This window comes from Nocardioides stalactiti (assembly GCF_014180715.1).
Classification (GTDB): Bacteria; Actinomycetota; Actinomycetes; order Propionibacteriales; family Nocardioidaceae; genus Nocardioides; species Nocardioides stalactiti.
In genome coordinates, this window is record NZ_JACEFC010000079.1 from 1 (window position 1) to 21989 (window position 21989).

The window sequence follows — 21989 nt, forward strand, 5'->3', positions numbered from 1 at the left end:
CCTGCTCGCGGCGCCCGACGCCGAGCCCGGCACCCCCATGATCGGCCTGACCGAGCCTCCGGGCCCCGGCCCGCGGTTCCAGGACCTCGTCGCCGACGAGCCCCTCCAGGTCGAGCTGTACGACGGCTTCGACTTCTGGGTCTCCGACGTGGAGGAGTCCCCGGAGCTCGCCGACGCCCTCGACCAGGCCCAGGGCGCGGCCGCACCGACCGCCCGGCTCGCCTCGGTCCCGGCGGCCTACTGGACCCACCTGGGCGACAAGGAGTTCCTGCGCTGGGTGATGCCCCAGCCCGAGGACCTGCTGCTCGACGCGTTCGCCCGGCTGCACGCCGCCGGCGAGGACCGCGTCGTCGCGGACGCCCGCCTGATCGGCATGTTCCGTGCCCACGGGGTCGTCGCGCCCGTGTGGGAGCTGCCCGTCGGCACCGGAGTCGAGGGGGTCGAGGACGCGGCGGCCGAGCTCCAGGCGCGCCTCGAGGCGGCACTGGCCGACGACACCGAGCTGACCACCGAGCAGCGCTCGGCCCGCGCCGGGTTGGCGAACCGGCAGGTCACCATCCGCTGATCCGCGCTGCCGAACCGTGCGGGTTCGTCGGCCGAACCGTGCGGGTTCGTCGGCCGAACCGTGCGGGTTCGTCGGCCGAACCGTGCGGGTTCGTCAGGCGGCGGAGAGTGCCCAGGCCTGGAGGCGCGAGTAGCCCTTGACCGAGAGTCGTCGTACGCGACGGAAGCGGTAGGGCGACGCCTCGTCGTGCACGTGCTCGGCCTCGCCGACCTCCGGCGCGTCGGCGCCGGTCAGCCCGGCATACAGGCCGCGGTCGACGAGGACGGTGCCCGGCCGGGCGACGCTGGTGAGCCGGGCGGCGATGTTGACGACGGGTCCGAAGACGTCGCCGAGCCGGGTGACGACCTCGCCGTAGGCGACCCCGGCCCGGACCGACGGGAAGCCGTCGTCCTCGTCGGCACCGCGGCGGGTGAGCTCGAGCGCGATCGCCGCAGCGGCCTGGGGGGTGTCGGCGACGATGAGCAGCTCGTCGCCGATGTTCTTGATGATCCGGCCGCCGTTCTCGATGACGATGTCGAGCGCCGCGGTCTCGAACGCCTCGAGCCACGCCACCAGCTCGCGATCGGTCAGGGTCCGCGACCGGGTCGTGTAGCCGACGATGTCGACGAAGCAGACCGCGGCGTTGCTGGTCCGGGCGCCGGCGCTGGTGCTTGCGAGCAGGCGCGAGGTGACGCTGACGAGGTGGCGGCGCCAGACGTAGTTCTGGAGCTCCTCCACCTTGGGCAGCACGGTCTCGGCCAGCCCGCCGACGAGCGCGTCGGTGGAGTCGACCCCGGTCTCGGTGGCGATGTCGGCGAGCAGGCCGACCTGCCACTCGGCGAGCCGCGCGAAGCTGCGGCCGAGGGTGCGGACCAACCCGTCCTGACGGTCGTGGGAGAGGATCCCCAGGTCCATGAGGTCCTGGGTCAGGCGCAGGGCGTCGACATCGCGCTGGGTGAACGCGCGGTCGTCGGGGTCGGTGTGGGCGAAGCCCAGCAGGTGCCAGAGGGCACGGGATGCCTCGAGCTCGATCCCGGCCTGCTCGGAGACCTCGACCTGGGTGAGCGTCGGGGACTCCCCGAGCAGGCGCTGCTCGAGCTGGTCGAGCGCACCCGAGCCGGCCGAAGCCTCGCTCGGAGCGTCGGCGTCGGCCGGCGGCTCGGGTGCGTTCAAGGGTGGGTCAGTTGTTGACGCGCGACTGCGCGACCTCGAGGAGCGCCGCGTGGAAGCTCGGCATCTCCTTGTCGAGCTGGATGAGCGTCTCGTCGGTGAGGTGGATGGTGTCGAGCGGCGTGAGGGCGACGATCGTCGCGGTCCGCAGCGAGTGGCCCATGATCGCGGCCTCGCCGACGATGTCACCGGCTCCGAGCTGAGCGATCTCGGTGCCGTCGACCCGCACCGAGACGGTGCCGTCGAGGATGATGTAGGCCTTGTCCGCCGGGGTGTCCTTCCAGATCGGCGACCAGCCCTCAGGAAGATGCACTCGGCGCCCGAGGCCGCTGATCTTCGCGACCTCCTTCGGGGTGAAGTGCTCGAAGAACGTTGCCATGCTGACCCTTTCGCTGAGGTCTCCCCATGAGCGCGGCAGATCGCGCTGGTTGGACCCTATCCGCTACGCGGCGTCGTGGACATGAGTTGTGCGTCTCTTAGTCACCGAGCGGATCGCGCGCGATCGGGCAGCTCATGCACCGCGGGCCACCACGACCGGACCCCAGCTCGGACCCGGCGATGCGGATGACCTCGATGCCGGCCGCCTCCAGCCTGCTGTTGGTGCCGTCGTTGCGCTCGTAGGCGACCGCCAGTCGCGGCGCGAGGGCCAGGGTGTTGTTGCCGTCGTCCCACTGCTCCCGCTCCGCCTCGACCGGGTCGAGGCCGGTGTCGATCTGGTGCAGCGTGTCGAGCTGCATCGCCTTGGCGGCGGCGACGAGGAACGGCTCGGGCGCGGCGACGTCGAGCTCGAGGCGCTCGGGGTCGGAGTCGCCGCGTCGGGTGACGGCGTACGCCGTCAGGGTGTCGGCGACGTTGGGGTACATCACGACCTTGTCGACGTCGACCATGGTGCAGACGGTGTCGAGGTGCATGGTCGCGCGCTCCTGCGCGATCGGTACGGCGAGCACGGTCTCGGCCAGGCCGGTCTCGAACACCTGGCGGGCGAACCGCTCGGCGCCGGCGGGCGTCGTCCGCTCGCCGACCCCGACTGCGATGACGCCGGGCGCGAGCAGCAGCACGTCACCGCCCTCGACGTGCTCGAAGTGGTGGCCCAGGATCCGCTGGCTGCCGGCGAACCGCGGGTGGCGGCCGTAGATGAGCTCGGTCAGCTGGGTCTCGCGCTTGCGGGCCGGCATCGCCAGGGAGGTGATCGCGACCCGGTCGCGCACCCACACGGAGGAGTCGCGGGTGAAGAGCAGGTTGGGCAGCGGGTCGACGAGGAAGTCGTCGAAGGCGAGCAGCGACGTCACCAGGCCGAACCCGCCGCGCACCTCGTCGTTCCGGATCCCGGTGGTGAGGTAGACCGACAGCTCCTCGGGGGTGGCGTCGCCGAGGAAGCCGCGCAGGTAGAGCCGCAGCGTCTCGCCGAGGTCGAGGTCGGTCAGCGCGGTCTCGATGGCCAGGTGCCGGGCCTCGGCGTCGGCGAGGGTCTCCGTCAGCAGCTGGGAGAGGTAGAGGACCTCGACGCCGCGGCCGCGCAGCGCCTCGGCGAACGCGTCGTGCTCCTCCTGGGCCCGCGACACCCACGGGACGCCGTCGAAGAGGAGCCGGTCGTTGTTGCGAGGGGTCAACCGCTGGAGCTCGGCTCCGGGCCGGTGGAGCATCACCGTGCGCAGGCGCCCGACCTCGCTGTCCACGCCAGGGGCGACTCCGGGAGTTCCAGGGTTCTCGCTCATGCCACGCACCTTACTTGGATTGTCTGACAATCTGGAGTCTGCGGTTCAGTCCCGGGCGTCGAGACGTGCCTCGAGGGCCGTCACCTGTTCCTTGAGGTCGGCGATCGCGGCGAGGATCGTCGCGCCGGAGGCTTCGAGGTGTTGCTCCACCTCGCCGGCGAGCTCGGCGTTGTCCTCCGAGACCTCGTGGTTGAGAGCCTCCACCGCGACCGCGATGAACAGGTTGAGCACGATGTAGGTGGCGATCACGACGAAGGTGAGGAAGAAGGCCCAGGCCCATGGGTGGGCGTCGGTGCTCGGTCGGACCACGTTGGCCCAGTCGTCGCCGGTGGTGACCTGGAACAGCGAGAGGAGCGACTCGCCCAGTGTCCCGAAGTGCTCGGGATCGGTGTCGCCGAAGAGCTGGGTCGCCATCACGCCGCTGACGTAGAGCAGGATCACCAGGAGCAGGGCGATCGCCCCCATCCCGGGAATGGTGGCGACCAGCGCCGCGACCACGGTGCGCATCGAGCGCACGGTCGAGAGCAGACGGAGCACCCGCAGCACCCGCAGGACCCGCAGCACGCCGCTGGCGCTGCCCCCGGGCACGAAGGCGACCGCCACGACGAGGAAGTCGAAGACGTTCCACGCGCCGCGCCAGAACCGCCAGCCCTCGGCGAAGAGGCGCAGGCTGAGCTCGATGACGAAGACGACGAGCGTGCACCAGCCCACGACGTGGATGAGGTCGCCGTACTCGGTCATCCACCGGTCGGAGGTCTCCAGGCCGAGGATGGCCGCGTTGAGCAGGATCACCCCGATGACGAACCACTGGAACGTGGGTCGCTCGATCAGGCGCCGTGCCGCGTCGCGGGCGGAGGTGAGCGTCACCGCGGGGTCACCCTCGGAACGGGTCGGCCGGATAGACGCCGAGCACCTTGATGTCGGTGGTGAAGAAGGCCAGCTCCTCCAGCGCCCGCTTGAGGTCCGGGTCGTCGGGGTGGCCGTCGACCTCGGCGAGGAACTGGGTCGCGGCGAACTCGCCGCCGACCATGTAGCTCTCCAGCTTGGTCATGTTGATGCCGTTGGTCGCGAACCCGCCGAGCGCCTTGTAGAGCGCTGCTGGGAGGTTGCGCACGTTGAAGACGAACGTCGTGACGACCGGTCCGTCGTCTCGCGGTGCGGCGACGAAGTCGCGTGAGAGGACGACGAAGCGGGTCGTGTTGTGGTCCTCGTCCTCGACGTCGTCGCGCAGGACCTCGAGCCCGTAGATCTCCGCGGCGAGCGGCGGGGCGATCGCCGCCTGCGTCGGGTCGGCCGCCTCGGCGACCTCGCGCGCGGCGCCGGCGGTGTCCCCGGAGATGAGCGGGGTCAGTCCGAGCTCGCGGATGACCTTGCGGCACTGGCCCAGGGCGTGCACGTGGCTGTGGACGGTCCGGATGGTGTCGGTGGTGGCACCCGGCACCGCCATCAGCGAGAACTCGATCCGGAGGAAGTGCTCCGCCACGATGTGGAGGTCGGACTCCGGCAGGAAGTGGTGGATGTCGGCCACCCGGCCCGCGATGGAGTTGTCGATCGGGATCATCGCCAGCTCGGCGTCGCCACCGGTCACCACGGCGAAGACGTCCTCGAACGACGCGCAGGGGACCGACTCCCAGTCCGGATAGTGCTGCTTGCACACGAGGTGGGAGTTGGCGCCGGGTTCCCCCTGGTACGCGATGCGGGGCATGCGCTCAGGGTAGTGGCGCGTCGGCCCGACCCGTCGGGAGATCCGCTCTACCTTGTGCGCATGCCCACCGCGTTGGCCTTCTTCTCGGTCGTCCTGGCCGCCGCCGCCCTCCTCCTCGCCCTCTCGACGTGGATGCGGCTGCGGCCGACCAAGGACGCCGACCTGCCGACCGACGTGCTCGGTCTGCGGGGCGAGGTCGCTGCTCTCCGGCGCGAGGCCGCCGGCGCGCTGAGGCACCTCGCGGTGGTCCGGTACGACGCGTTCGAGGAGATGGGCGGCACCCTCTCGTGGTCCCTCGCGCTCCTCGACGACGGCGGCGACGGCGTGGTGCTGACCTCGATCCGCGGGCGCAACGAGGCGCGGACCTACGCGAAGAGCGTCACCTCGTGGCGCAGTGACCAGGACCTCTCGCCGGAGGAGACCGAGGCGATCGCGCACGCCCGGCCCTGAGGCCGACCGGTCGAGGTCGGCCGCGCCGGGGTCAGCGCGGCACGCGGACCAGCAGGCGGCCGTGGATGCACTCCATCTGCAGCTCGCGGCCCGACGTGATGAGGTCGCCGTCCAGCTGACGCGGGACCTCCTGCGAGGCGCGGACCGTCACGGAGCGCCCCGTGAAGCGGGCGACCGAGTCGCCGGCCTTCTCCTCGCGCCGGCTCAGCACCCGCACGAAGAGGGGGATCCAGCTGAGGAAGCGGCGCGGGTAGAGCAGGACGACGTCGAGCTGGCCGTCGTCGATCGCGGCGTCCGGGATGAGCACCATGCCGCCCTGCAGGCTGCCGACGTTGCCGACGACGCAGGTCCGGGCGCGATGCTTGGTGAACTCGCCGCCGTCGATCGAGACCTCGAGCCGCATCGTCGGGAACATCAACGACTTCAGGGCCGAGAGCACGTAGGCCAGCCAGCCGACCTTCTTCTTGATCTCCTCGTTGACGCCCTCCATGATCGCGGCGTCGAAGCCCATGCCGGCCATGACGAGGAAGTGGCTGTCGTCGAGGTTGTCGCCGGTCACCTTGACCATGTCGATGGCCCGGTCCTGGCCGTTGAGGGCGATGTCGATCGCCGCGCGGATGAAGAGAGGGATGTCGAGGTTGCGGGCCAGCAGGTTGCCAGTGCCCGCCGGAACGATGCCGACGGGGATCCCGGTGCCGGCGAGCTCGGCGCAGACCTCCCGGACCGTGCCGTCGCCGCCGCACACGATCACCAGGTCAGCGCCCTCGATCGACGCCAGCTCGGCCTGGCCGGTGCCGGAGTCCTCGACCGTGGTGAGGTACCACCGCGGTTCCTTCCACCCGGACTCGGTCGCCATCTGGTTGACGATCGCCTGGAACTGCGCGACGTCCTCGACCTTGATCGGGTTGAGCACCACGGCCAGGTCGTTGGTCGACGGGAACGCCTGCGGCAGCGGCGTCGCCTTGGCCGCGTGGCTGCGGGGCAGCGGGTTGTAGAGCGCCAGCCCGAGCAGGACCAGCCCGCCGCCGAGCAGCACGCCGCCCGCGAGGTCGGTCCAGTAGTGCCGGCCGAGCAGGACCCGGTCCGCACACACCGCCACGACGACGACCGTCAGGCCCACCCCCACGAGGCGGCGGATGGTCGCCCGGCGGATGAGCATGACGGCGAGCACGAGGGCCAGGCCGGCGAGCGCGGTCACCATCGAGGCGTGTCCCGAGGGGAAGGCCTTGTTGTCGAGCACCCAGGTCTGCGACTGCCACTCGGGCCGGTCGCGTCCGACGAGCCACTTCACCAGGTGGGTGACCCCGAAGGTGACGAGCGCGACCGCGACGACCAGCGCGCTCGCGCGCCGGTGGCCCTTGGCGAACATCGCGCCCGCGAGCGCGGTGGTGAGGACGGCGGTGCCGATGGTGCCGAAGATCGCCTCGACCACCAGGAGGACGTCGTGCAACATGTCCCTGCCGCTCGCCCACGACGCCATGTCCTCGCCGCTGGCGTCGAGGTCGGCGATCCAGGCCCAGTCCTGGCCGACGGCGACGGCGAGCACGCCGAAGAGCAGGAGACAGGCGACGGCGAAGCCCAGGGGAGTCTGACGAGGGCGGTCAAGCACCCGGCGAGGCTATCCGGTCGGCTCGCTACCGTCGTACTCGTGACCACGGATGCAGACCTGCCCACCGGCACCCCGCCCCTGCGTCGCCTCGGTAGGTCGGGGCTGGTGGTCTCGGCCGTCGGCCTGGGCTGCAACAACCTGGGCCGGCCCGGCACGGCGACCGAGTCCCAGGAGGGCTCCGACCGGGTCGTCGCCGCCGCGATCGACGCGGGCGTGACCCTCTTCGACGTCGCCGACACGTACGGAGGCCGGCCGGGCCTCGCCGAGGAGCGGCTCGGTGTCGCGCTCCGCGGCCGGCGCGACCAGGTCGTCGTGGCGACGAAGTTCGGGATGGACATGCAGGGCGCCAACGGGCCGGACTTCGGCGCCCGGGGCAGCCGTCGCTACCTCACGGCCGCCGTCGAGGCGTCCCTGCGCAGACTCGGGACCGATCGGATCGACCTCTACCAGTTCCACACCCCCGACCCGCTGACCCCGATCGACGAGACCCTGAGCGCCCTCGACGACCTGGTGCGGGCCGGCAAGGTCCGCTACCTCGGCCACTCCAACCGCGCCGGCTGGCAGATCGCCGAGGCCGAGCACGTCGCCCGCGAGCTCGGGGTGGAGCGGTTCGTGTCCAGCCAGAGCCAGTACAACCTCGTCGACCGGCGCGCAGAGCTCGAGGTGCTTCCGGCGTGCCGGGCCTACGGGCTCGGTGTGCTGCCCTACTTCCCGCTGGCCAACGGTCTGCTCACCGGCAAGTACGCGTCCGGCACCGCGCCGGCCGGGTCGCGGCTGACCCGGACCCGCCAGCACCTGCTGGGGGCGGCGACCTCGCCCGAGCTGCAGCGGTTCGCCGGGATCGCCGCGTCGCGGGGCGTCAGCCCGGTCACGGTGGCGATCGGCTGGCTGCTCGCGCAGCAGCCGGTGGCGAGCGTGATCGCCGGCGCCACCAGTCCCGAGCAGGTCGGGGCCAACGCCGCCGCCGGCTCGTGGGTGCCGACCGAGGAGGACCTGGCCGAGCTCGACGCGATCTTCCCGTCCCCCGAGCCGATCGCTCCCTTTTAGATTCGTTCGGCGTACGGCGCTCCCGATAGCCTCGGGCCATGATCGACCCGCGCATCCTCCGCGACGAGCCCGACCGCGTCCGAGCCGCCCAGGCCAAGCGCGGGCTGTCCGCGGACGTGGTCGACCGGGCGCTCGCCGCCGACACCGCGCGTCGTACGGCGATCTTGGCCTTCGAGGCCAAGCGCGGGGAGCAGAAGTCGCTGGGAGCCCTGATCCCGAAGGCGTCACCGGAGGAGAAGCAGGACCTGCTCGCCCGGACCAAGACGCTCGCCGCGGAGGTCAAGGAGGCCGAGGCCGCGCGCGGGGCCGCCGAGGACGAGTGGACCGAGATCCTCAAGTCGATCCCCAACCTGGCTGACGAGGCGACACCGCCCGGCGGCGAGGACGACTTCGTCGTGCTCGAGCACGTCGGTACGCCCCGCGACTTCGCGGCCGAGGGCTTCGAGCCGCGCGACCACATCGAGCTCGGCCAGATCCTCGGCGCGATCGACCTCGAGCGCGGCGCCAAGGTGAGCGGCAGCCGCTTCTACTTCCTCACCGGGGTCGGGGCCCAGCTCGAGCTGGCCCTCGTCAACATGGCGATGGACCAGGCACGCGGCGCCGGCTTCACCCAGGTGATCGCGCCCTCGCTGGTGCGCCCCCGGGCGATGGAGGGCACCGGCTTCCTCGGCCAGGCGGCCGACGACGTCTACCGGATCGAGGGCGAGGACCTCTACCTGGTCGGCACCTCGGAGGTGCCGATGGCGGCGTACCACTCCGACGAGATCCTCGACGAGGCCACGCTGCCCAAGCGCTACGCCGCGTTCAGCCCGTGCTTCCGCAAGGAGGCCGGCTCGCACGGCAAGGACACCAAGGGCATCATCCGCGTGCACTGGTTCGACAAGGTCGAGATGTTCGTCTACACGACGCTCGAGGAGTCCTACGCCGAGCACGAGCGGCTGCTCGCCTGGGAGAAGGAGTTCCTCGACAAGCTCGAGCTCGCCTACCGCGTGATCGACGTGGCGGCCGGCGACCTCGGGCTCTCGGCGATCCGCAAGTTCGACTGCGAGGCGTGGATCCCCACCCAGGGCAAGTACCGCGAGCTCACGTCGACCTCGAACTGCACCGAGTTCCAGGCCCGACGGCTCGACATCCGCAGCCGCGCCGAGGGCGGCACTCGTCCGGCGGCGACCCTCAACGGGACGCTCACGGCGATCACACGGACGATCGTGGCGATCCTCGAGACCCACCAGCTGCCCGACGGGTCGGTCCGGGTGCCGGAGGCGCTGCGCCCCTACCTGGGCGGCCTCGACGTCCTCGAGCCGGTCTGAGGCCGGGCGTCGTGTCGGGTCCGGGCTGGCGGCCGAAGCTGGTCGCGCTCGACATCGACGGCACGCTGCTCAAGTGGATCAACGGGCAGGGGACCACCCACGAGGTGGTCCCTGAGGCCGTGTACGCCGCCGTCCAGCGGGCGCTGACCGCCGGGGCGCACGTCGTGCTGGCGTCCGGCCGGGCACCCCACAGCATGACGGCGATCGCCGAGCAGCTCGACCTGCGGGACCCGCGGACGCCCGACGGCCGGCTCTGGATCGTCGCGTCCAACGGCTCGGTGCTGGTGCGGCACCCCCCGATGGAGATCGTCCACGAGGAGACCTTCGACGCCGCTCCGGCGGTCCACGCCGTGCTCGAGCGCCACCCCGACGCCCTCGTGGCGATCGAGGAGCGCGGTGTCGGCTACCGGGTCTCCGCGCCGTTCCCTCCGGGTGAGCTCGGCGGCGAGCTGATCGTCACCCACCTCGACGACCTGGTGTCGGCGCCGGTCAGCCGCGTCATCATCCGTGATCCCCAGGCGACTGCCGACGACTTCGTCGCGATGGCCGCCCAGCTCGGCCTGCACGGCACGGACTACGTCGTCGGCTGGACGGCGTGGATGGACCTCTCGCCCGTCGGCGTGTCCAAGGCCTCCGGCCTCCAGCACGTCGCGGCGGAGCTCGGGGTCGACGCCGCCGACGTGCTCGCGATCGGCGACGGCCGCAACGACATCGAGATGCTCGCCTGGGCCGGCCGCGGGGTCGCCATGGGCCAAGCGGTCCAGGAGGTCAAGGACGCGGCCGATGCGGTGGCCGGACCGGTCGACGAGGACGGCGCCGCCGCCGAGCTGGACCGGTGGTTCGGCGGATGAGCCTGCTGACCGCACCCAGCACACCCCCTAGGCTGGTCAGGTGACCCGCGCGCTCCGGACGACCCTCGGCCTGGTCCTCGTCGTCCTCGCCTGCGCCCTCGGCCTCACGCCTGCGGCGGCTGCCGGTGTCGCTCCGTCGGCCGGCGTCGCCGCCGGCTGCGACGAGTACGACCTCAGCAACACCGAGGAGGTGCAGGAGCGCGCCGACGCGGTGACCGACGTGTTCGAGGGCGAGGTGATCGGCTCGGTCGCCCGACGGACCGTCGACGGCGGCGAGGGCCGTACCGAGGCGCCGCCCCAGGGCACCGAGAAGCAGGTCACCGGCTGGCGGCACGCGGTCGAGGTCAAGGCGGTCTTCCAGGGGACGATGGCCTCGGGCGAGCAGGTCCAGGTCGTCACCCTCCTCAAGACCGACCCGCTCGGGCTCGACCGGCTCCGCTCCGGCGAGACCTACCTGTTCTTCGCGGAGACCCAGACCGGCATGGACCACCTGGTCGCCGAGAAGTGCAAGGGCACCCGTGCCCTGCCCGACGGCCTGAGCTCGCGGGACACCGCGGCACTCAGGGCGGCGCTCGACGACAGCGCCGCGCCGGCGATGGACGTGACCTTCGCCGAGCCCGACGACGGGGCGGGCTCCGCACCGTCGTACGGCCGGACGGCGGCGCCGGGCGCCGCCATCGTGCTGGTCGGTGTGCTCGGGCTGCTGCTGCTCGCGCGGGTCGGTCGCGGCCGCGCCTGACCCGCGGGGTCGGAGCAGGGGACCTAGAGGTACATCCCGCCGCTGCGGCCCTCGTCGGCCGAGGGCTGCTGCTCCGGCGGAGCACCCTCGGGGCCGCCGGGGTGCATGCCCTGGGGAAGGGCGCGGCGGATCTGCTCGAACTGGGCGCGGGCCGCCATCTGCTGGGCGTAGATCGCCGTCTGGATCCCGTGGAAGAGGCCCTCGAGCCAGCCGACGAGCTGGGCCTGGGCGATCCGGAGCTCGGCGTCGGAGGGCGTCGTGTCCTCCATGAACGGCAGCGAGAGACGGTCGAGCTCCTCGACGAGCTCGGGCGCGAGGCCGGCCTCGAGCTCCTTGATCGACGCCTGGTGGACGTCGCGGAGGCGCTGGCGGCTGGCGTCGTCGAGCGGCGCGGCCTTCACCTCTTCGAGGAGCTGGCGGATCATGCTGCCGATCCGCATCACCTTCGCGGGCTGCTCGACCAGGTCGGTGAGCGCGTGCTCGCCCGCGCCGGCACCCCCGGCATCCCCGTCAGCCTCGTCGGCCGCCGCGGAGACAGCGCTCGCCGGCATCGACGCGATCGGCTGACCGTCGGGGCCGATCACGACGATCTGCTGCTCGGTCGGGTCGGAAGACTGCTCGTTCATGCGGCAACCCTAGTCAGCGTTCCTGAGGCGGGAGACGTCAGAGGGTGAGCAGGACCTTGCCGGTGTGCGTGCTGGCCTCGACGATCCGGTGCGCCTCGCCCGCCTGGTCGAGCGGCAGCGTCTGGTGGACGACGGGGCGCAGGGTGCCGTCGGCGACGAGCGGCCAGACGTTCTCGACGACGGACGCGCAGATCGCCGCCTTGCCGTCGACCGGCCGCGAGCGGAGGGCGGTCGCGATCACGGCGCCGCGCTTGCCGAGGAGGGTGGCGATGTTGAGCTCGGCCTTGATCCCGCCCTGCATGCCGATGATGACGAGCCGCCCCTCGTCGGCCAGGACGCTGACGTTGCGCTCGAGGTACTTCGCGCCCATGTTGTCGAGGACGACGTCGGCGCCGCGGCCATCGGTGTGTTCGCGGACGACCTCGACGAAGTCCTCGTCGTGGTAGTTGATCGCGACCTCGGCACCGAGCGACCGGCACAGGTCGAGCTTGTCCGTACTGCCGGCGGTGGCGAACACCCGCGCGCCCGCGGCCGCGGCCAGCTGGATGGCCATCGTCCCGATGCCGCCTGCCCCGCCGTGGACGAGGAAGGCCTCCCCGGGCTGGAGCCGGGCGATCATGAAGACGTTGGACCAGACGGTGCAGGCCACCTCGGGAAGCGCCGCGGCGGTGACGAGGTCGATGCCGTCGGGGACCGGCATGACCTGACCGGCCGGGACGGCGACCTTGCTCGCGTAGCCGCCGCCGGCCAGGAGCGCGCACACCTGCGCGCCGACCTCGAACCCGGTCACGCCCTCACCGACGGCGGCGACCGTCCCGCTGCACTCGAGCCCGATCACGTCCGAGGCCCCCGGCGGCGGTGGGTAGAACCCCTGCCGCTGCAGCAGGTCTGCCCGGTTGACCGCCGTCGCCGCGACGTCGATCACGACCTCGCCCGCCCCCGGCTCCGGGTCCGGCTGCTCGGTGACCCTCAGGACCTCAGGGCCACCCGGCCCGCTCGTGGTGACTGCACGCATGCCCCCATCCTGACCCACCCGCCGACTCGCCCCCCTTGCGGTCGCGAGTTGCCAGGGTTGCGGTCGCGAGTTGCCAGGGTTGCGGTCGCGAGTTGCCCCCCTTGCGGTCGCGAGTTGCCCCCCTTGCGGTCGCGAGTTGCCAGGGTTGCGGTCGCGAAGTGCCACGGGTTGCCCCTCGGCCCGTCAGACGAGGGCGTCCTCGTCCTCGTCGGCCTCGACGTCCTCGTCGATCTCGTCGAGGTGGCGCAGGTCCTCGTCGACCTCGTCGTCGGCCTCGGTGTCGGCGTCCTGCGGTTCCGCGGCACCGGCTGGTCGGTCCCAGGCCTCGGCCAGCGCCTGCACCTTCGCCGCCATCCGCTCGACCGCGTCCGGCCCGGCGTCGCGGGCGCCCGCGGCGAACCCGAGCAGGAAGGCCGTCACCGGCCCGGCTGCCGGGTGCACGTTGTCGTGGGCGATCTCGGCGAGGTCGCCGAGCAGGCTCTCGTCAGCCTCGCTGTCGACGTCGAGGAGGTCGCACAGCTCATCGATCCAGTCGTGGAGGTTCACTCATCAAGAGTGAACTTCGGCCCAGCCCTCTGACAAGACCCTTGGAGGTCAGATGTCCGACTCGGGCGTGTCGGCAGCCTCGGTCGGGTCGCTGTCGTCGGCCAGGTCGCGCAGGTCGGTCCACGTGTCGACGTCGCGGTGCTCACGATCCAGCGCCGGTACGGCGACCAGGTCGAGGGGCGCGAGCATCGGCCACAGCGCATGACCGTGCTGCGCCTCCCGGTCGGGTCGTACGGCGTCGAGCCGGTCGGTGTCGACGACGAACGCCAGCTGGCGCCGGCCGTCCGGTCCGACCAGCACGGCACCGTCGCGACCCGCGGCCGCGTCCTCGAGCCGGCGCAGCGTCCCCGAGGTCAGGAACGGCATGTCGACCGCGACGACGGCCAGCCGGCGGTAGGACCGCAGCAGCAGGTCGCGGCCGGTGAGCAGCCCGGCGACCGGACCGCCGTACGGCGGGTCCTCGACGACGAACGTGACCGGTCGGTCGGTGGGCACCTGCTGGCCGACGACGACGACCTCGCCGGCGTCGATCACGGCGTCGAGCGCGTGCTCGAGCAGGCTTCGGCCCCGCAGCTCGATGGTCGCCTTGTCGGCGCCGCCGAGGCGAGCGGCCTGACCGCCCGCGAGCACGACCGCGGCGAAGCTGGTCAGGCCGGGCTGGATCACTCCTCGAGTCTCGCAAACGGGTCGCACCTGCCCCGGTGGGGGACGGCGGGGGACACTGGGATCGTGACGTCCACCACCGAGTCCCCGGCGGGTCAGCTGCGGCTGGCGCTCGTCCAGGCGGCGTCGGGACTCGTCCCCGACGACAACCGTGCCGCCCTCGACCGGCTCATGCCGGAGGGCCGCGACCTGGTGGTCTTCCCGGAGGCGTTCGCGCGCGACTTCGGCGACGCGGGGTCCGACGTGAGTCCGTACGCCGAGGAGGCGGACGGTCCGTTCGCCACCGAGCTCGACCGGGTCGCTGCCGATCGTGGCGCGACCGTGGTGGCCGGCATGTTCGAGCGGAGCGACGACCCGGCGCGGCCGTTCAACACGCTGGCTGTCCGCGGCGCCGCCCGCGCGTCGTACCGCAAGGTCCACCTCTACGACTCCTTCGGCTACCGGGAGTCCGACCGGCTGACGGCCGGCCCCATCGAGCCGACCGTCGTCACGGTCGGGGGCTGGCAGGTCGGCCTGATGACCTGCTACGACCTCCGGTTCCCCGAGCTGGCGCGGCGCCTCGTCGACGCGGGCGCGGAGCTGATCGTCGTCCCGGCCGCATGGGTCGCGGGTCCGCGGAAGGTCCACCACTGGCGGACGCTGGTCCTGGCGCGCGCGATCGAGAACACCGTCTTCGTCGCTGCCGTGGGCCAGCCGGCACCGCGCTACACCGGCCACTCGATGGTCGTCGACCCGCTCGGTGAGGTCGTCACGGAGGCCGGGCCCGGGGACGCCGGGGTGCCGGTGGTGCTCACCGCTGAGCTGGACCGTACGACGCTCGAGGCGGCGCGTCGGACCAACCCGTCGCTCGCCAACCGCCGTCTGTAGGGTCGGCGCCGTGTCCCGTCATGCCACCCGCGCGGCCGAGCGTCCGTCCGCGGCGCGGCTGGAGCAGCGGGTGTCGGGGATCGCGCGGTCCCCGTTGCCGCTCCTGGCGTGGGCGACCCTCGTGCTCGGCGGCGCGACCCTGCTCGGCTGCGCGATGGTGCCGGTGGGGCCGGAGTGGTTCGGCATCACCGGGTCGGTGACGGTCGCGTCGGCGTACGCGTGGGCGCTCGCGGCGCGCACCGGCGGCCGACCGGTCATCTTCGGTGTGCTGGCGATCGGCATCGGTGTCCTGGCCGCCTGGGTCGACCGCGATGTCCTCACCACCGGTGCAGCGGTGCTGACCACCGTCGTGTCCGCCGTGTTCGGCGTGATGGCGACGGTGCCGGCGCGGTCCTTCCTCGCCTCGGTCCGGGAGTGCCTCATCGGGATGGGGCTCGCCGGGATCGGCGCGATGGCGGCCGTAGGGTTCGAGCCGTCGATCGATGTCACCCGGTTCGAGTACCTCGGGCTCGGTCTGGCCCTCGTGAGCGCGGAGATCCTGGTCTTCCGTCTCGGCGCCGGCCTGCACGGTCTTGGCCGTCGTGGCGTCGCGGTGGTGGCCGTCGGTGCCGCGATGCTTCTCGCCACCTTGCTGTACGCCGAGCTGCTGCGGCGCTACGGGTCGACGGGCCTGGTCGACTGGCTCCTCGACCGGGTCGACTGGAGCCGGGAGCAGCTGGGCGCGTTCCCGCGACCGATCGTCGCTGTCCTGGGGGTGCCTGCTCTCGCCTACGGGTGCCACATGCGCGCTCGGCGCCGGCAGGGCTGGTGGGTGTGTGCGTTCGGCGTGGCCGCGACCTCACCGGTCGCGACGTCGCTCGGCAACCCGGCCGTCGCGCTCTCCGAGGTCGTGCTGTCGGCGGTCTACGGGCTCGCCGTGGGCCTGGTCATCGCCTTCGTCGTGATCCGGTTGGACCTGGCCCTGACGGGCAACGCCGGGCGTCGCCGCCGTGTCGCCGAGCAGGAGGCTGCCGTGCGGCCGGAGCCGCCGCGGACCGCCGCCCTGCTGTGATGTGACCCATGCGATGCCCGGGTACCGGGAAGTAACCCGTAGCGTCACCTCCATGCGCAGTCGCTCGACCGAGATCAGGGCCGAGATGGTCGCCAACGTGCTGTCCGTCGACGTGGCCGTCGGCGACACGGTCGAGGCAGGCGCCACCGTGCTCCTGCTGGAGTCGATGAAGATGGAGATCCCGGTGATCGCCGAGGTCGGTGGCATCGTCACCGAGGTCAAGGTCACGACCGGCGACGTCGTCCAGGAGGGCGACCTGCTCGTCGAGCTGGGCTGAGGTCAGCCGGACGGCTTTCGTCGTTCCGCTCCCGTCCGCCCGGTCGACACCTAGCCTGACCGGATGATTCGGCCCACTGCTCTCGCGGTTGCGCTCGCGCTGTCAGCAGCGACGCTCGTTCCTGTCGCCTTGTCGCCTTCCCCGGCCGGGGCACAGGCGTGCACGGTCAAGGGCACCAGCGGTGACGACCGACTCAAGGGGACGGCCGGCAACGACGTCATCTGCGGGCTGGGCGGCAACGACGTCATCCTCAGCGGCGGCGGCCGGGAGGACGTCCTCCTCGGAGGCGCGGGCAACGATCGTCTCGAGTCGGGGGCCACTCGATACACCCTGCTCGACGGCGGTGACGGGAACGACCGGCTGGTCGGGGGCGGCGGCCAGGACACCCTGCGGGGGGGAGCCGGTCGTGACGTGATGCTGGGCGGCGACGGTCCCGACAGCTTGGGCGGCGGAGCAGGGAACGACACCGCCGACGGCCAGGGCGGCAACGACACCCTGTATTGGGACGCCGGTGCCGACGTCGTCATCGGGGGCGTCGGGACCGACACCCTCAGCCACTACGCGGCGCCCCGGCGCGTCATCGTCACTCTCGACGCAATCGCCAACGACGGCCCCTCCGGCGAGGGCGACAACGTCGGCAACGACATCGAGAAGGTCGGGGGCTCACTCCACGACGACGCCCTGACCGGCAACGGCGGTCCGAACGGCCTCGACGGTGGTGAGGGTGACGACCTCGTCGTCGGCGGTGGTGGGGCGGACACCCTGGCGGGCAACCAGGGCGACGACCTCGTGCGGGGAGAGGCGGGCGACGACAAGATGACCGGCGGCGGTGGGACGGACATCCTGCTGGGCGGGCCGGGCGCTGACCGGATCAACGGCGAGGACGCCGGCACCGACGGTGGCTTCACCAACGCCTGCGACGTCGATCCCGCCGACACCCTGGTCAAGTGCACGCCGGACGACGTGGGTCCGGTCCTCCGGGTCAATCAGTCCCCGCATCGGCTGACGCCCGGTGAGCAGGTCCGGTTCGAGGTGATCGTCGACGAGGTCGCTGGCACCGACCAGGTCGTCGCGTCGACCACCCGCAACGGCGTTGCCGTGTCGTGGTGCAGCGGTCCGATGACGGCGCTCGAGCCGGACGTCGGTCCGGTCACCCTCGCGGAGAAGGTGTGCACGGTGCCGGCCTCCGCTCCTGCTGGTGCCTACGAGGTCGCCTTCTCCGCCACGGACAGACTGGGCTACCCGTCCGAGCAGGTGCAGCGCTACGGCTTCGTCATCGGTGCGACCTCTGAGAGCACACCGCCGACGATCACCGCTCTCGCCACCGATGCGGCGACCTACACCCCGGGCGACCTGGTCCTGGTGACCTTCTCGGCTGCTGATCCCAGCGGGGTACAGGGCGGGCAGCTCGAGGTCCGGTTGGCCGCGGACGAGCCCTTGCAGGGCAGCCTCCTGTGCCGGGACTACCGCCTCTACCGAACGGGCGGGACGATCCTCGACGGCGCCTGGGCGGGGTGGTGCGAGCTCCGGTCCGACGTGCCCGCCGGGTCCTACGCCGTCGACGTGGGTGTCCTCGACACCTACAACAATTTCGACTTCGAGAGCGCCGGCCCGATCACGGTCACGCCCTAGGACTTCTCGTCCCGAGGCAGGCCGCGGAGCAGCACGGCGCGGGCGTCGGGCCAGAGGTCGGACCGGCTCGGGTCGCCGACGGCGGCGACGCCGACGAGCCCGCGCATCGTGGCGACGCTGGTGCGCACCCACTCCGCGAACCCGGGACGGCCGGCGGCCTCCGCCATGACGATCCCGGCCGCGGCGACGGCCTGGCGCTCGGCCTCGACGACCAGCCGCGACATCGCGTCGGCGGTCTCAGGGTCGGTCCGGGCCACGGTGAGTAGCTCCTGGACGGCCTGGTTGACCGGGAGGCAGTGGATCTCCCAGAGCTTGTCGAGGACGAACGCCGCGCGCTCGCCCGCCGCGTCGGGGATCGACCAGGTCGCCGCCAGGGACTGCTGCTCCTCGAGGATCGAGGCGAGGGCCGCCTCGACGAGCGCGCGCTTGGTCGGGAAGTAGTGCTGCTGGGCACCTTGGCTGACGCCGGCCCGCTGGGCGACCGAGCGGGTCGTCGTGCCGGACCACCCGTCCTCGACGAGGCTCTCGATCGTCGCCTCGATGAGCTGTGCCTGCGTCGTCCGGCGGCGCTCGGCGTGGCTGCGCCGGGTCGGGGGGGACGCCGGTTCGGGGCTGCTCATGGGCGGAACCCTAGTCGGACGCGATTTACAAGTCGAGTGACTTGAACCTATTGTTCGATGCTTCGCCCTCCTTCGATCCCGGAGTCCTGATGCGCCGTCGCTTCCGCTCGCCCGCCGTCCTGGCGGTCGCCGTCCTCGCCCTCGTCGGGGGTGGCTTGCTGTCGCCCGTGCGCGGCGCGACCCCGGCCGGCCCCGTGCTGCGTGCCGACCGCGCCGAGCTCGAGGCGGCGATGGAGTGCACGTCCGACATCCGCTCCGCCCCCAAGCGTGCCGTGCTGCTGGTCCACGGCACCGGTGCGGTGCCCGACGAGAACTTCGCGTGGAACTTCTACGACAAGCTGGCCCGGCGAGGCCACCCCTACTGCACCGTCGTGATCCCGGACCGAGGCATGGGCGACCTCCAGCACAACGTGGAGTTCGTCGTCCACGCGATCCGGCGTACCTATCGGCTGTCGGGCCGCGAGATCGCGGTCATCGGCCACAGCCAGGGCGCCTTCCTGCCCAGCTATGCCCTGCGGATCTGGCCGGACCTGGCCGGCAAGGTCGAGGACTTCATCTCCTACGCAGGCGCGTTCACCTACGGCACCGACCAGGCCTCGCTGCTGTGCGCCCTGCCGTGCGCAGAGGCGTTCCAGCAGTTCACGCCCGGCTCGGACCTGCTCGAAGCGCTCGCCCGGCGACCGCTGCCACGCGGCGTCTCCTACACCGCCTTCGCCACCCGGTACGACGAGATCGTCACGCCGCAGCCGAAGGCGTCGCGGATCGTCGCCCGGGGAGCGCGCAACTACCTGCTCCAGGACCTGTGCCCGCTCGACCTCGCCGAGCACCTCACGATCATCGCCGAGACGCCGTTCTTCCAGCTCACCTTCGACGCCCTGCGCCACCCGGGCCCCGGCCGGTCGGCGCGGGTCGACCTCCGGTGCGGGTTCGACCCGCAGGTCATCAGTGCGCTCCCGGCGCTGCCGACCTTCGGGCTGGGCATCCTGACCGACTATCCGCAGCACACGGTCCAGGAGGAGCCGCCGCTGCGCGGCTACTGGCGGCGCTGACGACCGAGTGCCCGCCTGATCCAGGCCAGGATGCCGCCGCCGTCGCGGCGGGGATCGTCGTCGGGTCCGATGAGGGCCGCGGCTTCGCCGATGCTGTGGTGCTGGAGGCCGGCGGCCAGCCCGATCGTCTTGTCGCGGCACCGGGCGCACTGGGCCTGGCCGAGGACGCCGTAGGACCCGCCGGCGCTCCGGCCACAGGTCGAGCAGGTGGTCATGGGGCGAGTCTAGTTCGTATTGCAACATCCTGTCCGAAGCGCGCCACCGAGAGTGCCGCCGCTCCCACCGCGCACGGCACCAGGAGGGCCACGGGGGCAGCGAAGTCGGGTCCCGGGAAGCTGCCGTGCGTGTGCTGGATCCACCCGAACGACAACGGGAGGAGGAGCACCCAGTACCAGGACCGGGCCAGGGCGACCGCGGTCGCAGCCGCCGCGGCGGCCGCGACCAGCCACGGCACGACCCAGGGACCTTCGGGCGCGGTGAGGACGTAGGCCGCGACCGGCGTCAGGGCTGCGGTCGACAGCGTGAGCCGGCCCAGCCCGATCGCCACCGGGGACCGGGTGGCGTGGGCGGTCAGCTGAGGCGAGCGGTCGACGAGGGGCTCGGCGAAGGACACCGCGACCAACGGCGGCAGCAGGCTCCAGCCGTTGAGCGCGAACGAGAACGGCGGCACGCTGAACTGGTCGGTGGCCGTGGTCTCGACGAGGACGACGGCAACCACGGCGAGGAGGGTCGTGCGGACGACGCCCCAGGCACGCAGCGTCGCGATCACCGGACCTCAGGCGGGTGCAGGTCGCCCAGCCGACAGTCGGCGAGCGCGTCGTACGTCGCGCGGACCCAGGGGCGCTGCTGCGTGACCGGGAGCCGCCACCACCCTTCCTCGTCGGCTGGCGGGCTGACCTCGCCGACCTGGACCAGCAACCAGCCGACCAGCGCGCGGAAGGTCGGGAAGTAGGTGTCGGGCAGCGCTCGCGGGTCGTCGCTGAAGAACGCCCCGCACCGCGCCGGTGTGGCGAGCGACCGGGCGGCGACCAGGACGTCGACGTGGGCGGCGAGGTCCTCGTCGTCCTGGAAGTGGATGACGCCGTCGCCGGGCTCCGGTGAGACCCCGGGTGGGGTGGCGACGAACCGGGCAGGCACGACGGCGCCCGCCGCCTCGAGGTGCCGGGCCACCTCCTGGGCCTGGACGAAGAGGTCGCCGAGCGGACGCCGGGCGTCACGCGGCAGGCACACGGTCGGCCGGCCCTCGCGGCACTCGTAGGTCACCGAGGACGCCGGGACATAGCGCTCGCGGCCGTGGCTGAACCCGAGCAGCGCGACCACGGCCGTCAGCGCGGTCAGCACGGTGAGGGCCTTGCCGCCACGCGAGGCCAGGGCGAACAGGTCGCGGTGGGAGAGGGCCATCGCGCCGGCGGCGAGGCCGACGGCGACCACTGCCTGGAACGCGAAGGTCGCCGGGTCGAAGGTCTCGCCGGCCAGCGCGCCGCTCACACCGCCGGTGCGGAAGACGACCGGGATGACGCCGATGCTGGTGAGGATGAACAGGGTGAACGTCGCGACGGCGGCCCAGGGTGCCGACCAGTACTGGCCGGTGGTGCCCCCGATGAGGGCTCCGATCGCGACCTGCGCAGCGATCACGGCCGAGGTGGCCAGCAGGATCCAGGCCAGGGCCGGCTCGGCGTAGGCGCCGGCGAGCCAGGCGGTCGCGGTCGTGAAGAGCGCGATGAGGACCAGGCCGAGCGTGGCCAGCAGCCAGACGCCCACCGCCGGCGCGAGCCAGGCCTGCCACGGCCGCGGCGAGGCCGCGAAGAGGTCGGCGACCTGGGAACGGCGTACGCGGACATAGATGGTGGCGGCGATCCCGGCCGCGCACGGACCGAGGAGGGTCACGCTGAACGTCGCGGTGTCGAGGGCGACCTTCCACGAGCCGAGCCAGCGGCCGTGGTCGGTGAGGACCGGCACCAGGCCGGTGGCGACCAGGGCAGCGAGCAGCGCGAGCCGGACCCGCCAGGACCCCAGCCACTCCGTGCGCGGCCCGGTCGTCGCGGGCCGGGTCATCGCCGGTCCGAGATCGTCGACAGGAAGGCCAGCTCGGCGGACGCGTGCGGCCCGCCACGCTCGGCGATGAACGTCTCCGTGTCGCCGTGGTGGAGCACCTCGCCCTGGTGGAGGACCACGATCGTGGACGTCACGCTCGCGACGTCCTCCATCACGTGGCTGCTCATGACCACCAGGCGGTCGCGGTCGAGGCCGTCGATGATGCTCCGGACGCCCGCGCGCTGCTCGGGGTCGAGCCCGGTCGTCGGCTCGTCGAGGAGGAGCAGCCGCGGCTCGCTGAGGAGCGCGGCAGCCAGGGCGAGCCGGCGCCGCATGCCACCCGACAGCTCGGAGGTGCGCTGATGGGCGCGATCGGTGAGCCCGACGGCCTCGATGACGGCCTCGATCCGTCGCCGGGCGGCCGGCCGCCGGATCTTGCGGAGCCAGCACAGGTAGGACAGCACGTGGG

The 21989-nt window shown here is 72.3% G+C and carries 26 protein-coding genes; 11 read left to right on the forward strand and 15 right to left on the reverse strand.

All coding sequences use genetic code 11. The features are described from left to right. The coding region (locus H0487_RS15230) for a DUF5926 family protein (protein WP_220793450.1) at window positions 1–565 on the forward strand (565 nt) is incomplete at its 5' end. A 93-nt stretch (window positions 566–658) separates the two neighbouring features. Here H0487_RS15230 and H0487_RS15235 read toward each other — a convergent pair. The 5 genes from H0487_RS15235 to H0487_RS15255 form a co-directional block, all read right to left on the reverse strand. Continuing rightward, on the reverse strand, window positions 659–1717 hold the full coding sequence (locus H0487_RS15235; protein ID WP_183095084.1) for an adenylate/guanylate cyclase domain-containing protein: 1059 nt from the start codon (window positions 1715–1717) through the stop codon (window positions 659–661). A gap of 7 nt (window positions 1718–1724) precedes the next feature. Continuing rightward, window positions 1725–2093 carry a Crp/Fnr family transcriptional regulator gene (locus H0487_RS15240; RefSeq protein ID WP_183095085.1) on the reverse strand — a complete coding sequence of 123 codons (369 nt, stop codon included), beginning with the start codon at window positions 2091–2093 and terminating at the stop codon, window positions 1725–1727. A 97-nt stretch (window positions 2094–2190) separates the two neighbouring features. After that, a complete protein-coding gene (locus H0487_RS15245; protein WP_183095086.1) occupies window positions 2191–3429 on the reverse strand; it encodes an arginine deiminase in 1239 nt (412 codons plus the stop codon). A gap of 45 nt (window positions 3430–3474) precedes the next feature. Beyond that, a complete protein-coding gene (locus tag H0487_RS15250; RefSeq protein WP_183095087.1) occupies window positions 3475–4296 on the reverse strand; it encodes an ion transporter in 822 nt (273 codons plus the stop codon). Between the two features lie 7 nt (window positions 4297–4303). Next, on the reverse strand, window positions 4304–5134 hold the full coding sequence (locus H0487_RS15255) for a prephenate dehydratase (RefSeq protein WP_183095088.1): 831 nt from the start codon (window positions 5132–5134) through the stop codon (window positions 4304–4306). 60 nt (window positions 5135–5194) lie between these two features. Between H0487_RS15255 and H0487_RS15260 the strand changes: the two genes are divergently transcribed. Then, window positions 5195–5584: a DUF4446 family protein gene (locus H0487_RS15260; protein WP_183095089.1), complete on the forward strand. Its 390-nt coding sequence runs from the start codon at window positions 5195–5197 to the stop codon at window positions 5582–5584. A 31-nt stretch (window positions 5585–5615) separates the two neighbouring features. On the opposite strand, the gene H0487_RS15265 is transcribed toward H0487_RS15260, so the two are convergent. Beyond that, on the reverse strand, window positions 5616–7193 hold the full coding sequence (locus H0487_RS15265) for a bifunctional phosphatase PAP2/diacylglycerol kinase family protein (RefSeq protein WP_183095090.1): 1578 nt from the start codon (window positions 7191–7193) through the stop codon (window positions 5616–5618). Between the two features lie 39 nt (window positions 7194–7232). Between H0487_RS15265 and H0487_RS15270 the strand changes: the two genes are divergently transcribed. From H0487_RS15270 to H0487_RS15285, 4 genes are read left to right on the forward strand one after another with little or no spacing between them, the layout of a single operon-like run. Beyond that, window positions 7233–8240 carry an aldo/keto reductase gene (locus tag H0487_RS15270; protein WP_312855964.1) on the forward strand — a complete coding sequence of 336 codons (1008 nt, stop codon included), beginning with the start codon at window positions 7233–7235 and terminating at the stop codon, window positions 8238–8240. A 38-nt stretch (window positions 8241–8278) separates the two neighbouring features. Next, window positions 8279–9550, forward strand: a complete 1272-nt coding sequence (gene serS / locus H0487_RS15275; RefSeq protein WP_183095091.1) for a serine--tRNA ligase — start codon at window positions 8279–8281, stop codon at window positions 9548–9550. Window positions 9551–9561: 11 nt separating this feature from the next. Then, entirely contained in the window at window positions 9562–10401 is an 840-nt protein-coding gene (locus H0487_RS15280; RefSeq protein WP_183095092.1) for an HAD family hydrolase, read from the forward strand. Window positions 10402–10441: 40 nt separating this feature from the next. Further along, a complete protein-coding gene (locus H0487_RS15285) occupies window positions 10442–11140 on the forward strand; it encodes a hypothetical protein (RefSeq protein ID WP_183095093.1) in 699 nt (232 codons plus the stop codon). Between the two features lie 23 nt (window positions 11141–11163). Here the strand turns inward: H0487_RS15285 and H0487_RS15290 are convergent, their stop codons facing one another. The 4 genes from H0487_RS15290 to mobA all read right to left on the reverse strand — a co-directional run bounded on the left by H0487_RS15290 (window position 11164) and on the right by mobA (window position 13993). Continuing rightward, window positions 11164–11766: a bacterial proteasome activator family protein gene (locus H0487_RS15290; RefSeq protein WP_183095094.1), complete on the reverse strand. Its 603-nt coding sequence runs from the start codon at window positions 11764–11766 to the stop codon at window positions 11164–11166. A gap of 37 nt (window positions 11767–11803) precedes the next feature. Beyond that, the gene (locus H0487_RS15295; RefSeq protein WP_183095095.1) at window positions 11804–12781 is read right to left on the reverse strand and encodes an NAD(P)H-quinone oxidoreductase; all 978 of its coding nucleotides are present in this window, start codon (window positions 12779–12781) and stop codon (window positions 11804–11806) included. A gap of 183 nt (window positions 12782–12964) precedes the next feature. Further along, window positions 12965–13327 (reverse strand): DUF6457 domain-containing protein, encoded by a 363-nt coding sequence (locus H0487_RS15300; RefSeq protein ID WP_183095096.1) that lies wholly within the window; start codon window positions 13325–13327, stop codon window positions 12965–12967. 48 nt (window positions 13328–13375) lie between these two features. Next, window positions 13376–13993 (reverse strand): molybdenum cofactor guanylyltransferase, encoded by a 618-nt coding sequence (mobA, locus tag H0487_RS15305; protein ID WP_312855965.1) that lies wholly within the window; start codon window positions 13991–13993, stop codon window positions 13376–13378. 63 nt (window positions 13994–14056) lie between these two features. Here mobA and H0487_RS15310 point away from each other — a divergent pair, with 63 nt between their 5' ends. The 4 genes from H0487_RS15310 to H0487_RS15325 all read left to right on the forward strand — a co-directional run bounded on the left by H0487_RS15310 (window position 14057) and on the right by H0487_RS15325 (window position 17817). Further along, the gene (locus tag H0487_RS15310) at window positions 14057–14857 is read left to right on the forward strand and encodes a carbon-nitrogen hydrolase family protein (RefSeq protein WP_312855966.1); all 801 of its coding nucleotides are present in this window, start codon (window positions 14057–14059) and stop codon (window positions 14855–14857) included. Window positions 14858–14867: 10 nt separating this feature from the next. Continuing rightward, the gene (locus tag H0487_RS15315) at window positions 14868–15908 is read left to right on the forward strand and encodes a hypothetical protein (RefSeq protein ID WP_183095097.1); all 1041 of its coding nucleotides are present in this window, start codon (window positions 14868–14870) and stop codon (window positions 15906–15908) included. A 52-nt stretch (window positions 15909–15960) separates the two neighbouring features. Then, on the forward strand, window positions 15961–16185 hold the full coding sequence (locus H0487_RS15320; RefSeq protein WP_183095098.1) for a biotin/lipoyl-binding carrier protein: 225 nt from the start codon (window positions 15961–15963) through the stop codon (window positions 16183–16185). Between the two features lie 63 nt (window positions 16186–16248). Beyond that, window positions 16249–17817, forward strand: coding sequence for a calcium-binding protein (locus H0487_RS15325; protein WP_183095099.1), 1569 nt, complete (start codon window positions 16249–16251; stop codon window positions 17815–17817). On the opposite strand, the gene H0487_RS15330 is transcribed toward H0487_RS15325, so the two are convergent. Next, the gene (locus H0487_RS15330; protein ID WP_183095100.1) at window positions 17814–18437 is read right to left on the reverse strand and encodes a TetR/AcrR family transcriptional regulator; all 624 of its coding nucleotides are present in this window, start codon (window positions 18435–18437) and stop codon (window positions 17814–17816) included. The genes H0487_RS15325 and H0487_RS15330 overlap by 4 nt on opposite strands. 89 nt (window positions 18438–18526) lie before the next feature. Here H0487_RS15330 and H0487_RS15335 point away from each other — a divergent pair, with 89 nt between their 5' ends. Further along, window positions 18527–19486 (forward strand): esterase/lipase family protein, encoded by a 960-nt coding sequence (locus H0487_RS15335; protein WP_183095101.1) that lies wholly within the window; start codon window positions 18527–18529, stop codon window positions 19484–19486. Here the strand turns inward: H0487_RS15335 and H0487_RS15340 are convergent. The 4 genes from H0487_RS15340 to H0487_RS15355 form a co-directional block, all read right to left on the reverse strand. After that, window positions 19471–19701 carry a hypothetical protein gene (locus H0487_RS15340; RefSeq protein ID WP_183095102.1) on the reverse strand — a complete coding sequence of 77 codons (231 nt, stop codon included), beginning with the start codon at window positions 19699–19701 and terminating at the stop codon, window positions 19471–19473. The genes H0487_RS15335 and H0487_RS15340 overlap by 16 nt on opposite strands. Continuing rightward, window positions 19698–20255 carry a hypothetical protein gene (locus H0487_RS15345; protein ID WP_183095103.1) on the reverse strand — a complete coding sequence of 186 codons (558 nt, stop codon included), beginning with the start codon at window positions 20253–20255 and terminating at the stop codon, window positions 19698–19700. The genes H0487_RS15340 and H0487_RS15345 overlap by 4 nt, the downstream gene beginning before the upstream one ends. Further along, window positions 20252–21541 carry an ABC transporter permease gene (locus H0487_RS15350; RefSeq protein ID WP_183095104.1) on the reverse strand — a complete coding sequence of 430 codons (1290 nt, stop codon included), beginning with the start codon at window positions 21539–21541 and terminating at the stop codon, window positions 20252–20254. The genes H0487_RS15345 and H0487_RS15350 overlap by 4 nt, the downstream gene beginning before the upstream one ends. After that, window positions 21538–21989 (reverse strand): ATP-binding cassette domain-containing protein (locus H0487_RS15355; RefSeq protein ID WP_183095105.1); only part of this gene is annotated, 452 nt, incomplete at its 5' end. The genes H0487_RS15355 and H0487_RS15350, both read right to left, overlap by 4 nt.

Bases quoted from the DNA above. Each gene is read 5' to 3' on its own strand.
- H0487_RS15255 (WP_183095088.1), bottom strand. From the start codon at position 5,134: ATGCCCCGCATCGCGTACCAGGGGGAACCCGGCGCCAACTCCCACCTC.
- H0487_RS15240 (WP_183095085.1), bottom strand. From the start codon at position 2,093: ATGGCAACGTTCTTCGAGCACTTCACCCCGAAGGAGGTCGCGAAGATC.
- H0487_RS15350 (WP_183095104.1), bottom strand. From the start codon at position 21,541: ATGACCCGGCCCGCGACGACCGGGCCGCGCACGGAGTGGCTGGGGTCC.
- H0487_RS15295 (WP_183095095.1), bottom strand. From the start codon at position 12,781: ATGCGTGCAGTCACCACGAGCGGGCCGGGTGGCCCTGAGGTCCTGAGG.
- H0487_RS15330 (WP_183095100.1), bottom strand. From the start codon at position 18,437: ATGAGCAGCCCCGAACCGGCGTCCCCCCCGACCCGGCGCAGCCACGCC.
- H0487_RS15320 (WP_183095098.1), top strand. From the start codon at position 15,961: ATGCGCAGTCGCTCGACCGAGATCAGGGCCGAGATGGTCGCCAACGTG.
- H0487_RS15335 (WP_183095101.1), top strand. From the start codon at position 18,527: ATGCGCCGTCGCTTCCGCTCGCCCGCCGTCCTGGCGGTCGCCGTCCTC.
- H0487_RS15340 (WP_183095102.1), bottom strand. From the start codon at position 19,701: ATGACCACCTGCTCGACCTGTGGCCGGAGCGCCGGCGGGTCCTACGGC.
- H0487_RS15290 (WP_183095094.1), bottom strand. From the start codon at position 11,766: ATGAACGAGCAGTCTTCCGACCCGACCGAGCAGCAGATCGTCGTGATC.
- H0487_RS15325 (WP_183095099.1), top strand. From the start codon at position 16,249: ATGATTCGGCCCACTGCTCTCGCGGTTGCGCTCGCGCTGTCAGCAGCG.
- H0487_RS15245 (WP_183095086.1), bottom strand. From the start codon at position 3,429: ATGAGCGAGAACCCTGGAACTCCCGGAGTCGCCCCTGGCGTGGACAGC.
- serS (WP_183095091.1), top strand. From the start codon at position 8,279: ATGATCGACCCGCGCATCCTCCGCGACGAGCCCGACCGCGTCCGAGCC.
- H0487_RS15260 (WP_183095089.1), top strand. From the start codon at position 5,195: ATGCCCACCGCGTTGGCCTTCTTCTCGGTCGTCCTGGCCGCCGCCGCC.